Origin of the sequence: Aromatoleum toluclasticum ATCC 700605, assembly GCF_000378245.1 — a bacterium.
Classification (GTDB): domain Bacteria; phylum Pseudomonadota; class Gammaproteobacteria; order Burkholderiales; family Rhodocyclaceae; genus Aromatoleum; species Aromatoleum toluclasticum.
This window is the reverse complement of the sequence record NZ_KB899495.1, coordinates 252760-265288: the sequence shown is the minus strand read 5'-3', so window position 1 is coordinate 265288 and position 12529 is coordinate 252760. Positions and strand designations below refer to the sequence as shown.

Here is a 12529-nt window from a genome sequence, read left to right as displayed (position 1 = left end):
AGCGCCGGCAGGTTCTGACCCTGGGCGCAATACACGTCGTCCTCGCGGTAGGTGATCCTGCGGAAGACGTGCTCCTCACCCGCCTCGTAGCCGCCGTCCGGTCGGGCGTCGATGCTTCGCGAGAGCCGCGTACAATAAAAACAGCCTGTCCCGTTTGTTGTGCAGCGCACAGGCGAATCTTGTGGACGTCCGACCGGACGGTCGGCTATTCTGTCCGTCCAATCCCGGCTCCGGGCAGCGTTCGCAATCCGCCGCCGGGCACACTCCAGAGACCACACAGGGGCAGCACATGGGACGTGTCAGCGGCAAGGTGGCAATCATCACGGGGGGCGCTTCGGGGCTGGGTCGGGCCGATGCCGTCGTGTTGGCGCGGGAAGGCGCGAAAGTCGTCGTTACCGACGTCAGCGAGGAAGCGGGGCGCGCGCTCGCGCGCGAACTGGACTGCGACTTCCTGCGCCACGACGTGCGCAGCGAGGCCGACTGGCAGGCGGTCGCGGCGCATACGCTCGAGCGTTACGGTCACCTCGACATCCTCGTCAATAATGCCGGCATCGTCGTCCCGGCGGACATCGAGAGCGCCACGCTGGAGCAGTACCGCCTGCTCAACGCGATCCACGCCGAAGGCACCTTCCTCGGCTGCAAGCAGGCCGTCGCCGCGATGAAGGCGCGCGGCGGCTCGATCATCAACATCTCGTCGCTGTCGGCCATCCGCGGTTTTCCCGGCGTCATTACCTACGCGGCCGCCAAGGGCGCCATCGCCGCGATGACGCACACCATCGCCGCGCACTGCCGCGAGAAGAACTACCCGGTGCGCTGCAACGCGATCCTTCCGGGCATGATCTCCACGCCCCTGCTCGAAGCGGTGACCGGAGCGGGCGTTCCCGGCATCGGCCAGCCCGAGGACGTCGCCAACACGGTGCTGTTCCTCGCCAGCGACGAGTCGCGCCACGTCAATGGCGCCCAGATCGTGCTCGACAACGCGTCGAGCGTCATCGGCGGTGCGGCTTGAGCCGACCCGCAGACCCTCGGCCATGCCATCCAGACCATTCTTGAGGAAGCCGGCAACCATGTACAAGATCGCCACGAGTCACGAATTCGATGCTCCCGCCGCAGTGCTGTGGGACATGCTGCAGGACTTCGCCCATATCGAACGCTGGTGGCCGAGGCACGATCCGGCCGTGCAGATCGACCGGGTCGATATGGAAGGGGAGGGCATCGGCATGATCCGCCACATCTACAACAAGGGCTACGACGCGCCCGTCTCCGAGCGGCTCGATGCGCTCGATCCGGCAAACCTCAGCTACAGCCTCTCGATCGTCGGCGCCAAGCCGATGGGGATCACGCACTACCAGGCCCACGGCCGCATCGCATCTCTCCCGGGCGAGCGTTCCCGCCTCGACTATGCGAGCGAGTTCACGACCGAATCGGGCAAGCCCGACGACGCCGAGGCCTGGCTGCGCATGGCCTACGAGCTGATGTTCGCCGGCCTCGCGGCTGCCGTGATCCGTGGCGCCGGCCAGTGATCGCGGCGGCAAGGAGACGGGCATGAAAGCGCTTCGCTTTGTCGGGGTGGGGCTCCCCCCGGTCGTGGAAGAGGTGCCGGTGCCCGTTCCGGGACCGGGCGAGGTCCTGGTGAAAATCGGCGGCGCAGGAGTGTGCCATTCCGACCTGCACGTGCTGGATCACGGGGCGCAGGGGGCGGGCAGCAAGCCCGCGTTCACGCTCGGTCACGAAAATGCCGGCTGGGTGGCGGCGTGGGGTTCGGGCGTGCAGGGCTTGCGCGAGGGCGATCCGGTGGCGGTGTATGGCTACTGGGGCTGCGGCCACTGCCGCCCGTGCCAGGCGTCGATGGAGAACTACTGCGAGAACGCCGATGCCGTCCCGCAGGCCGGCGGCGGCTTCGGGCTCGATGGCGGCATGGCCGAGTACATGCTCGTGCCGTCGCCGCGGCTGCTGGTGCCGCTGGGGTCGCTCGATCCGCGCGAGGCGGCGCCGCTCACCGATGCGGCGCTGACTCCGTACCACGCCATCAAGCGCGCCCTGCCGCTGCTGACGCCGGATGCCAACGTGGTGGTGATCGGGGTCGGCGGCCTCGGCCACATGGCGGTGCAGTTGTTGCGCGTGATGTGCGGATCGCGCATTGTCGCAGCGGACCTCGACGACGGACGCCTCGAACATGCGCGCCAGCTCGGCGCCGACCTCGTCGTGAATTCGCGCAACGGTGCGCAGGCGGCCGAGACCATCCGCGCCTTCTGCGGGCCGCGCCGCGCGGCGCTGGTGCTGGACTTCGTCGGCCTGCAGCCGACGCTCGACCTGGCCGTGCAGCTGGTCGGACGCAACAGCCAGCTCACCGTCGTCGGCGTCGGCGGCGGCGTCCTGCCGTTGAGCCAGATGACCCTGCCTTTCGGCTGCTCGGTATGCACGCCGTTGTGGGGCTCGCGTGCGGAGCTGCTGGAAGTCATCGCGCTGGCGCAATACGGGCGCATCCACGTCGACGCCCACTATTTCGGCATTGAGGACGGGCCGCGCGTGCTGCAGGAGATGCGCGCGGGCAAGGTGCACGGGCGCAGCGTGCTGGTGCCCGGCCTGAACTGAGCTGCACCCCGGGGCTGCCGTGCCGTCGATGTCAGTCGAGCGGGCAGGGCCCGGGATTTCCTGAACAGCGAGGAGACGACAGTGAAACTGCAGAACAAGGTGGCGATCGTGACGGGCGGCGGCTCGGGGCTCGGCCGGGCGATGTGCATCCGGCTGGCCCGCGACGGTGCGTGCGTGGTGGTGGCCGACCTCGACCTGGCCGCGGCGCGCGACACCGTGGCCCTTATTGCCGCCGAGCGCGGCGAAGCGCTCGCGATGCAGGCGGACGTGGCGCGGCGCGAGGACGTCGAGCGGGTCGCACGCGACACGGTGGCGAGCTTCGGCGCCATCGACGTGTTGGTGAATAACGCGGGCATCGTCGGCGAATTCGTCAAGACGGCGGAAGTGAGCGACGAATCGTGGGACCGCGTGCTCAACGTGAACCTCAAGAGCATCTTCTTCTTCTGCCGCCAGGCGATTCCCCAGATGCTCAAGCAGGGCGGCGGCGTGATCATCAACATCGCGTCGACGGCCGGACTGGTCGCCACCACCGCCGGCATCGAATACACCGCGGCCAAACACGCGGTGGTGGGGATCACCAAGGAGATCGCCTACGAGTACGGCCAGCAGAACATTCGTGCCGTGGCGATCGCGCCGGGCGTGATCATGACGCCGATGATCGAGAAGCTGCCGAAGGAATTCCTCGACGCCAGCGCCGACTTCCAGAAGCAGCTGCGCGCGCCGTCCGGGCGGCCGGGGCGTCCCGAGGAGGTGGCTTCCGTGGTCTCCTTCCTCGCCAGCGACGACGCGAGCTTCATCCATGGCAATACCGTCGCCGTTGACGGCGGCTTCACCCTGTTCTGACACCGCGAAAGGGACTTGCAACCATGACAGACGTGACAATGGAAACCCTGCTCGAGGAGAAGCGCATCGAGCGCGTGCTGGTGCGCTACGCGCTGGCGCTGGACGAGCATGACTGGGCAGGCCTCGACGAGGTTTTCGTGCCCGAGGCGACGGCGTGGTACCAGGGGATCGGCGACTTCTCCAGTCGCGACGCGATCCGCGACATGATTTCCGGGGTGTTGCAGACCTGCGGGCGCACCCAGCACCTGCTCGGGAATTTCCGCATCGCCGTCGATGGCGACAAGGCCACCGCGAAATGTTACCTGCAGGCGATCCATGTCGGCTTGGGGGCGCTGGCGGCGCAGACCATGACCGTGTGGGGGGAGTACAGCGACCGGCTGGAGCGCCGCCCCGAGGGCTGGCGCATCGTGCATCGCGAACTGGCGATGTTCCAGACGGCGGGCGACATCGGGCTCGGCAAGACCGACGCCGAGTAGCGGGCGCCGTAGCTTGCGCCGCGCCGCGGAGCGCGGCGCGGCTGCCGCGGTGTTACAGCTCGACGATGCACTTGCCGCGCGTCGCGCCCGAGAGCATGTCGCAAAACGCCTTCGGGGTTTGGGCGATGCCGCGGCGGACATCCACGACGCTCTTCAGCCGGCCGTCGCGCAGCCATTGCGACAGGTCGTGCACCGCCTCCGGGTAGCGTTCGACATAGTCCGAGAACATGAAGCCGGCGGCCGTCGCGCGTTTGACGATGAACTGCCACATGTGAAACATGCCGGATTCGCGGTCGTTGCGGTCGTAGTCGGCGATCGCGCCGCACAGCACCACGCGCGCACCGAGCTTCATGTGCTGGGCGGCCTCGTCGAGCATCGCGCCGCCGACGTTGTCGAAGTACACGTCGAAACCGTCCGGCATCGTCTCGCGCATTGCGGCCGCGAGCCCCGCAGGATCGCGGTGGTTGATGGCCGCGTCGTAGCCGAGCTCGTCGGTGAGCCAGCGGCACTTTTCGGGCGAGCTGGTGATGCCGACGGTGCGGCAGCCGAGAATCTTCGCGATCTGGCCGACCACCGAACCCACCGCGCCGCCGGCCGCGCTCACCAGCACGGTGTCGCCGGCGCGCGGGCGGCCGACGTCGAGCAGGCCGAAATAAGCCGTCATGCCGGTGGGGCCGAGCGCGGCGACGAATTCATGCAGCGGGAAGCTGCCGTCATGCTCGAGTTTTTGCGCAAAATCCGAACCGTCCAGCGCGCTGTACTCTTCCCATGACGCGCGCGCCAGCACCAGGCTGCCTACGGGGAAGTCCGCGTGCCGCGACTCCGTCACATGGCCCAGCACGATGCTCTGCACCGGCGCGCCCAAGGCCATCGCGCTGAGGTAGTTGTCGTCGGCACCGGCGTTCATCCACTTGCGGAAACCGGCGTCGAGAGAAAAGCACGCATTCCTGAGCAGAAACTGGCCCGTCCGGATCTCCGGCATGGGGGAGGCGGCGAGCGCGAAGTCGTCTTCGCGCAACGCGCCCTCCGGTCGTCGTTGCAGCAGGATCTGCCTGTTTTCGCCGCGGCTCATGGGATTTCCTCCTGAAGGGGCCGGTTCGTGTCGCCGTTTTGGCGCTTTGGAAGTCGGTTCATGAAAACGTCCGACCGGACGGTCGATATTGTGCCATGAAGCCGCGCCCGCAAGTAAGTTTGTCCACGGTGCGGCCGATATTTCCGGTCCTCCAATTGCATCGACTTGCCGGATGGACGCGAACAGGCGTCGCCGCAAACGGATGAAGCCCGGTCGCGCGGGGTGAAATGCCCCATGCCGGAATATCGGGATCCGGCGCGTATTGCACCAAAGTACAGCTCCCCAAAGGTCAATATTCATCCTGCCTCAGCACGGATATATTGGATCCGTCGATTAACAGTTCGTCGCCGATACAGTTTTTGACTCGCTCCTCCTGCGATTTTGGGGCGCGCAAGCGCCCTTCTTTTTTTGAACGTCGCGCGGCGAGTGTTTCACCAAAGGACAATTTTCACGAATTCCTGGCGTCGTTATATTGAACCTGCCTTTCCCGGGCGGGAGTGTCGGACCAGTGCCGTAATTGGGCAATTGCGACTACGCAAGGAATGCAGGAAATAGATTCCGGAAAGCAAAAAAAGTTTGGATGAAGATGGTTTGGATGTTTTCAGGAAGTTGCTCGTTGCAGTGAAGAGACAATAGAGGTGAGGCCGGCGCTGATGCCGCGCGGGAATACGATCACCCGAATGTCGAATTGTTTTTTGATTTTGTGCAGTCGATCTCAAATGCATTCGCACACCAAAGGGGACAGCAACATGAAGGTAATCGAGCAACCGCGGCTACGCGGCGCCCTGATCGCAGCGGCGATAGCGGCGGCTTTACCTGCAACACGGGCTTTGGCATTCGAGATGGATACCGGGAATTCCGACCTGAACGTACGTTGGGACAATTCCATTCGGTACAACGCTGGTTGGCGCGTGGCCGACCGCAAGAGTGCGCTGGCCAACAACAACGCGAACGATCAGGCCGAATTCCTGTTCGACAAGGGAGACATGGTGAACAATCGTGTCGATCTGTTGACCGAACTCGATGTTGCCTGGAAGCAGAAATCCGGCCTGCGCCTCAGCGCAGCCGCGTGGGCCGACGGTGCCTATGGCGCTTCCGGGGAAAGCCATCCTCGTCTGGCGGGAAGGGAAACCTACACGAAGAACCGCTTTTCGGGCTACACGAAGCGGTTTTACCGCGGTCCGGACGGCGAGGTTCTGGATGCCTTTCTGTGGGGCAACCTCGAGCTTGGCGGGACCGAGCTCGCGCTGAAGGCCGGTCGCCACGCGAGCCTGTGGGGCGAGGCGGTGTTCCCCACCGCGAGCGCCAACTCGGTGGCCTTTGCGCAGGCGTCGTCCGATGGCCTCAAGAGTGCGACGTCTCCCGGCGCCAATGCCAAGGAAACCGTTCTGCCGTTGAATCAGGTGACCGCCACGTGGCAGGTCGATCCGAATCTGTCGTTCAGCGGTCTGTACACGCTGGAGTGGCGTTCGAGCCGGTTGCCGGAAGGGGGAACTTTCTTCGGCATTTCGGATGGACTGCTTTTGGGCCCCGATTTCATTGCCCCGGGAATTCCGTGGGGTGATCCGCGCGAGGGGCGCAAAGGGGATGTGGGCGTCAACATGCGTTGGCGTCCCGCATTCCTGGACGAGGCGAGTATCGGCCTGTACTACCGCAGGTTCGACGACAAGGGGCCTTCGTTCATCCAGATGTTCAGGCCGGGTAGCGGTCCGCTCGAGGCGCGCGCGGTCTATGCGCGGGATATCTCGATCGTGGGGGCGAGCATTGCGACCATCATCGGCGGTCATTCCGTGTCGGCGGAGGTGTCCCACCGCAACAATACGCCCCTGCTGGCCGCGGCAAACTTCCCCGTGCTTCGTCCCGGCCAGGACCTGGACGGGGTGCGCGGCGACACTTGGCATTTTCTTGCCAACAGCACCAGCCTGTTCAACAAGACTCCTCTGTGGGACACCGCCTCGCTCGTGGTCGAACTGACTTACCAGCGGCTCGACGAGGTGACGAAGAACAAGGCGTTCTACAAGAGCAAGGACCATGCGGTGGCCTGCGCCAGCGAGGAAATCGTCAAGGGTTGTGCAACCAAGGACGCATGGCACCTGGCACTGGCATTCACGCCCACCTGGCAGCAGGCCTTGCCGAGCATCGACCTGAGTATGCCGTTGGTGTTCCAGATGGGGCTGAAAGGCAATGCGCCGACTGGCGGAATTACCGAGGGCGGATCGGTGTTCCGCATTGCGCTCGCGGCGGACTTCCAGCTCAAGCACAAGTTCGAACTCGCCTACACGAACTACTGGGGCAAGGACAAGTTCCTCGGCGCCAGCAGCCCGGCCGGACGCTTCAACCAGACCAACGGGGCGATGGCGACCTACGAGGATCGCGACGTTGTGACCCTGACCTACGCCTACAGTTTTTGACGAATACAAGTAACGGAGACAGCCATGCAGATCAAACGGTGCACTACGTTGATGACCGTCGTGCTTGCCGGCACCGTCCAAATGGTCGGTGCCGCGGACGATGCGGACAAACTCGGAAAGACGGTGACGCAGGTGGGCGCGGAGATCGAGGGCAACGCCGATGGCTCGATTCCACGGTACACCGGCGGGCTCACGAAGAAGGACGCCCCCCCCGGATTCGATCCCAAGTCGGGTCGCTGGGTGGATCCTTATGCCGCCGAAAAACCGGTGCTGTCGATCACGGCGCAAAACCTCGCGCAATACCAGGACAAACTCAGCGAAGCGACGAGGGAACTCATCAAGCGCTTTCCCGAATCATTCAGGGTGAACGTCTATCCGACCCACCGCGCGATGGGTTATCCGGACCGGTTCAACGAGCTGACGAAGGCCAATGTCGGGCGCTGTCAGATGGTGGAGAACGGTCTTTCGCTGAAGGGGTGTTTCGGCGGTGTGCCGTTCCCGTTCCCGAAAAACGGCATGGAAGTGATGTGGAACAACACTACTGCGCCCAAGCCGGGCCACTACTCGATGATTTCGCAGGGCATGTATGTCGATGCCAACGGCACTCCGATCCAATGTGCCGTGCAGGACACTCTCGTCGACTCGCCTTATCACGATCTGAAGTCGTCACTGGCCGAATACGAGTCCGGGGGGCAGCGCTACTTCCGCGCGATGGTCAAGCAGCTCGCACCGGCGCGCATCGCGGGTGACGGCAACATGCTCACCTACACGACCGACCCGGTCGCGTTCAAGAACCAATTCTACCAATATCAGCAAGGCAACCGCCGCGTGCGTGTCTCGCCCGAGGCCCAGTACGACTTCCCGACCACCGTCTCGGGTGGCGCCGCCTTCTATGACGAAATCGGCCTGTTCCTCGGCAAGATGGACCGATACGACTGGAAGCTGGTCGGCAAGAAGGAGATGTATATCCCCTACAACACGCAGCGCACGCTGTACACGAAGATGGAAGACCTCACCAGCGCGGGCAGCGGACGACATCCGAATCCCGACCTGATCCGGTGGGAGTTGCACCGCGTGTGGGTCGTCGAGGCGACCTTGAAGGCCGGGGAGCGCCACGCCTCGCCAAAACGCCGCTATTACATCGACGAGGACAACTACGGCGCGGGGATGATGGATTCGTGGGACAAGGCCGGCAAGCTGCACAAGCTGGTGACGCAACTTCCGTTCATGGCTTACGACCTGGGAACACCCGTCGGAACGGCAACATTGACCTACGACCTGTCGACCAGCGTGTATTACCTCAACACCCAGTTTGCCGAACCGAACCACGGCATTTTCCCGCGCGACACGGTTTTTACCGCCAGTACGTGGAGTCCCGAGGGACTGGCGCGGCGGTCGGCGCGCTGACGCGAACCGGAGCTGCCCCGAGGCGCATCGGGGCAGCTGAACAGAGCCGCGAAGCGGTTGCCGGATGCATCAATCGTGGCATCCGGCTGGCATGCGGAGCGGCGGCCGTGATTTTCGGGGGCGTTGGCGTATGAGAAGGTTGTTTGGAGCGGTTGTTCAGGGCCTGGCGCTCGGCGTGGCCATGGTGGGGGCGACGACGCCTGCGGCATACGGCGCCGACGCCATACAGGTCAAGACCCCGCTGGAGGTGGCCGCGCGGATGAGTCCGCGGGCGATCCGGTCGCGGCTCACCGATGTCGTCAGGACGCCGGGCGGTGCGATCGTTGCGGTCGGCCAGCGCGGACATATCGTCGTGAGCCGGGACAACGGCAAGTCCTGGCAACAGTCCCCGGTTCCGGTCAGTTCGGACCTGGTCGCCGTTCAATTTCCGTCCGCGCAGGTGGGCTGGGCGGTTGGGCATGACGGTGTCGTGCTCAAAACGGTCGATGGTGGTCAGAGCTGGAGCGTCATGCTCACCGGCCGGACCTACGGCGACATCCTCGTCAGGTATTACGAGGAGACCGTCCGCCGCGGCAAGACCGACGCGATGGCGGCGCTGGATCAGGCGGCGCGCCTGAAGGAGGACGGAGCCGACAAGCCTTTCCTCGGCGTCTGGTTCGACGACGGGCGCCGCGGCTGGGTGGTCGGAGCCTTCAACCTGATCCTCGGTACCGAGGATGGCGGGGAGACCTGGCACCCCTGGATCGACCGGATCGACAACGATGCGGGTTACACGCTGTTCGATATCCGGCGCGTCGGAGGCGAACTCTACATCGCCGGCGAATTGGGACTGTTTCTGCGGCTGGACCACGACAAGGGGCGTTTCGTCCGCGTTGAGACCCCCTACCGGGGAAGCTATTTCGGCGTTACCGGCGACGACAGGCTGCTCGTCGTATATGGCCTGCGCGGCAATGCCTTTGCAAGCACGGACAAGGGGCGTACGTGGTCGAGGTTCGACACCGGCCTTGCCGGCGGTATCAGCAAGGCAGGACTTCTCGCCGACGGACGCCTGCTGTTTGTTTCCGGTGACGGCGAGATCCGGTTCGGGGGCGGCACCGGGGGCGGATTCGACAAGCTTCCCTATTCGAATCCGATGTCGCTCGGCAGCTTTGCCGAGCTCGGCGACGGACATTTGCTCGTCGTGGGAAGCAGCGGTACGAGGGATGTGCCGCTTCCGGAAATGTAGGCAACCAGCGGATTGGGGAGCAATTTCATGGCAGCGGTTTCCGGCGGTGACGCACAGATCTTTCCTGTGATGGCCAATGTCGCCGATTTCGACAGTAAATCGGGCGGCCGTCTTGAGCAGTTCGTGTTCAACAATCGTCTCAAGGTGATTTTCGCGTTCGTGGTGCTGAGCGTCTTTCTCGGCTGGCATGCGAGCCAGCTCAGGGTGAATGCGAGTTTCGAGCGGATGATTCCGGGGTCTCATCCCTACATACAGAATTTCCTGCAGAACAGGGGCGAACTCAAGGGGCTCGGCAATTCCGTCAAAGTGGTGGTCGAAAATGTGAATGGCGACATTTTCGATCCCGAATACATGCGCGTCTTGCAGGAGGTGCATGACACGCTCAGCCTGCTGCCGGGAGTCGATCGGCCCTGGCTGAAAGGGTTATGGGCGCCCGTGGTGCGCTGGTCCGAGGTGACCGAAGATGGCATCGAGGCGGCGGCGGTAATGCCGGACGGTTTTCATGGAACGCCGGCGGACATGCAGAAATTGCGTACCAATATCAATCGTGGCGATATTGTCGGCCAGCTGGTGGCGACCGACTACAAGTCGAGCGCGATCATCGTTCCCCTGCTCGATCGCTACGCTGATACCGGCAAGCCGATCGACTACCACGAATTGTCGCGCGATCTCGAAGAGAAGGTGCGCGTGCATGAAACGGACGCGGTGCGAATCCATATTGTCGGATTCGCGAAGATCGTTGGCGAGCTGATCGCCGGACTGTGGCAGGTGATGGGTTTTTTTGCAATTTCCGCGCTGATCGCGACGGTATTTGTTTTTCTTTACACACGCTGCGTCCGGAGTACCGTCCTGCTCGTAACCATCGCCACACTCGGCGTGATCTGGTTGCTGGGGATGATGCAATTGTTGGGCTATGAACTGGATCCGTATTCCATTCTGGTCCCGTTCCTGATTTTCGCGATCGGTCTGTCGCATGGCGCCCAGAAGATGAACGGCATCATGCAGGACATTGGCCGTGGCACCCACCGATATGTGGCTGCCCGCTATACCTTCCGGCGTCTGTTCATGGCGGGATTGACCGCCTTGCTGGCGAACGTCCTCGGCTTCGCGGTGCTGATGATCATCGACATTCCGGTCATTCGGGATCTCGCGTTCGCGACCAGCATCGGCGTGTCGATCCTGATCCTGACGAAGCTGATTCTGATACCGGTCGCCCTGTCCTACACCGGAGTCGGCCGCGAGGCGGCGCAACGCAGCGTGGCTGAAAGCACGGACACATTGAAGGGGCGTGGAATTGGCGCCGGGGTGTGGACGTTTTTCGACAGTTTCACCCAACCCGGCAGAGCTCTGGCGGCCATTTGTGTCGCTGCCGTGATCGGTGTCGGCGCTTTCGTGATCAGCCTGCAGGTGCAGATCGGTGACCTCGATGCGGGCGCCCCGGAGCTGCGCGCCGATTCCCGCTACAACCGCGACAACGCGTTCGTGACGGCCAATTACGGGATGTCTTCGGACCAGTTTGCGGTGATCGTCAAATCGGCGGAAGGCAAGTGCGACAGTTACGAAACCTTACTCGAAACCGGTCGGCTTTCATGGGAGCTCGAGCACGTCGAGGGGGTGCAGGGCATCACCTCGTTTTACGGCCTGGCAGTGCGCACGCTTGCGGGTAACAACGAAGGCAGCGTCAAGTGGGCCTCGCTCTACCAGCAACCGAACGCCATCGGGACGGCGGTGCAGCGGATCATGTCGGACGTTCCCGGCGCCTTCAACGCCAAATGCTCGGTCGCGTCGCTCGTCGCCTATCTCACCGACCACAAGGCCGCGACGCTCGACCGCGTGCTGAAGGCGGTCGAGGCGTTCGCCGCTGAGCACAACCAGGCCGGGCTGCAGTTCCTGCCCGCGGCGGGTTCGGCCGGGATCGAGGCGGTCACCAACATCGTCGTTCGTGATGCCAATTCGAAGATGCTGCTGGTGTTGTACGCGGTGACCGCGCTGCTGTGCTACATGACCTTTCGCAACTGGCGCGCCGTGTTCGTGGCCGTCGTGCCGCTGGTGATCACTTCGTGTCTGTGCGAGGCGATCATGGTGTGGATGGGCATCGGCATCAAGGTATCGACGTTGCCGGTCATTGCCCTGGGCGTGGGGGTGGGCGTCGACTACGCCTTGTACCTCCTGAACGTGCAGCTGACCTGCCAGCGTGCGGGAGATTCGCTCTCGCAGGCCTACCGCAAGGCCCTGATGTTCACCGGCAAGATCGTCGGGCTCGTGGGCCTGACGATGGCCGCAGCAGTCGTCACCTGGGTGTGGTCACCCATCAAGTTTCAGGCCGACATGGGCCTTCTGCTGACCTTCATGTTTCTTTGGAACATGATCGGCGCGCTGATCATGATTCCCGCCCTTTCCCACTTCCTGCTGCCGACATTGACGGCAGGAGCGGACAGGGCGACGCGCGAAACGCACGCCGTCGTGTGTCAAGTGGCGTGAGGCGAGCGTCCCGCGACGC

General features: G+C 63.8%; 10 protein-coding genes. 9 read left to right on the top strand and 1 reads right to left on the bottom strand.

Going from position 1 to position 12529, the window contains the following annotated elements; all coding sequences use genetic code 11:
• The first annotated feature begins 289 nt into the window (after positions 1–289).
• The 5 genes from F464_RS0110655 to F464_RS0110635 all read left to right on the top strand — a co-directional run bounded on the left by F464_RS0110655 (position 290) and on the right by F464_RS0110635 (position 3914).
• Complete coding sequence (locus F464_RS0110655) at positions 290–1009, top strand: SDR family oxidoreductase (RefSeq protein WP_018989795.1); 720 nt, start codon at positions 290–292, stop codon at positions 1007–1009.
• Between the two features lie 58 nt (positions 1010–1067).
• Positions 1068–1523, top strand: a complete 456-nt coding sequence (locus F464_RS0110650) for an SRPBCC family protein (RefSeq protein WP_018989794.1) — start codon at positions 1068–1070, stop codon at positions 1521–1523.
• Between the two features lie 22 nt (positions 1524–1545).
• Positions 1546–2595, top strand: coding sequence for an alcohol dehydrogenase catalytic domain-containing protein (locus F464_RS0110645; protein WP_018989793.1), 1050 nt, complete (start codon positions 1546–1548; stop codon positions 2593–2595).
• 81 nt (positions 2596–2676) lie between these two features.
• The gene (locus F464_RS0110640) at positions 2677–3438 is read left to right on the top strand and encodes an SDR family NAD(P)-dependent oxidoreductase (RefSeq protein ID WP_018989792.1); all 762 of its coding nucleotides are present in this window, start codon (positions 2677–2679) and stop codon (positions 3436–3438) included.
• Positions 3439–3461: 23 nt separating this feature from the next.
• Complete coding sequence (locus tag F464_RS0110635; RefSeq protein ID WP_084600475.1) at positions 3462–3914, top strand: nuclear transport factor 2 family protein; 453 nt, start codon at positions 3462–3464, stop codon at positions 3912–3914.
• A 52-nt stretch (positions 3915–3966) separates the two neighbouring features.
• On the opposite strand, the gene F464_RS0110630 is transcribed toward F464_RS0110635, so the two are convergent.
• Positions 3967–4986 (bottom strand): NADP-dependent oxidoreductase, encoded by a 1020-nt coding sequence (locus tag F464_RS0110630; protein WP_018989790.1) that lies wholly within the window; start codon positions 4984–4986, stop codon positions 3967–3969.
• 749 nt (positions 4987–5735) lie between these two features.
• On the opposite strand from F464_RS0110630, the gene F464_RS0110625 reads away from it, so the two are divergent.
• The 4 genes from F464_RS0110625 (at position 5736) to F464_RS0110610 (ending at position 12510) form a co-directional block, all read left to right on the top strand.
• Complete coding sequence (locus F464_RS0110625) at positions 5736–7397, top strand: DUF1302 domain-containing protein (RefSeq protein WP_026295907.1); 1662 nt, start codon at positions 5736–5738, stop codon at positions 7395–7397.
• A gap of 24 nt (positions 7398–7421) precedes the next feature.
• Positions 7422–8804 carry a DUF1329 domain-containing protein gene (locus F464_RS28300; RefSeq protein WP_084600473.1) on the top strand — a complete coding sequence of 461 codons (1383 nt, stop codon included), beginning with the start codon at positions 7422–7424 and terminating at the stop codon, positions 8802–8804.
• A gap of 64 nt (positions 8805–8868) precedes the next feature.
• Entirely contained in the window at positions 8869–10029 is a 1161-nt protein-coding gene (locus F464_RS28295) for a WD40/YVTN/BNR-like repeat-containing protein (RefSeq protein WP_084600472.1), read from the top strand.
• 27 nt (positions 10030–10056) lie between these two features.
• Complete coding sequence (locus tag F464_RS0110610; protein ID WP_018989786.1) at positions 10057–12510, top strand: efflux RND transporter permease subunit; 2454 nt, start codon at positions 10057–10059, stop codon at positions 12508–12510.
• Positions 12511–12529 lie beyond the last annotated feature (19 nt).

Coding starts and splice junctions, on each gene's coding strand:
- F464_RS0110655 (WP_018989795.1), top strand. CDS start 290: ATGGGACGTGTCAGCGGCAAGGTGGCAATCATCACGGGGGGCGCTTCG.
- F464_RS0110650 (WP_018989794.1), top strand. CDS start 1,068: ATGTACAAGATCGCCACGAGTCACGAATTCGATGCTCCCGCCGCAGTG.
- F464_RS0110645 (WP_018989793.1), top strand. CDS start 1,546: ATGAAAGCGCTTCGCTTTGTCGGGGTGGGGCTCCCCCCGGTCGTGGAA.
- F464_RS0110635 (WP_084600475.1), top strand. CDS start 3,462: ATGACAGACGTGACAATGGAAACCCTGCTCGAGGAGAAGCGCATCGAG.
- F464_RS0110630 (WP_018989790.1), bottom strand. CDS start 4,986: ATGAGCCGCGGCGAAAACAGGCAGATCCTGCTGCAACGACGACCGGAG.
- F464_RS0110625 (WP_026295907.1), top strand. CDS start 5,736: ATGAAGGTAATCGAGCAACCGCGGCTACGCGGCGCCCTGATCGCAGCG.
- F464_RS28300 (WP_084600473.1), top strand. CDS start 7,422: ATGCAGATCAAACGGTGCACTACGTTGATGACCGTCGTGCTTGCCGGC.
- F464_RS28295 (WP_084600472.1), top strand. CDS start 8,869: ATGCATCAATCGTGGCATCCGGCTGGCATGCGGAGCGGCGGCCGTGAT.
- F464_RS0110610 (WP_018989786.1), top strand. CDS start 10,057: ATGGCAGCGGTTTCCGGCGGTGACGCACAGATCTTTCCTGTGATGGCC.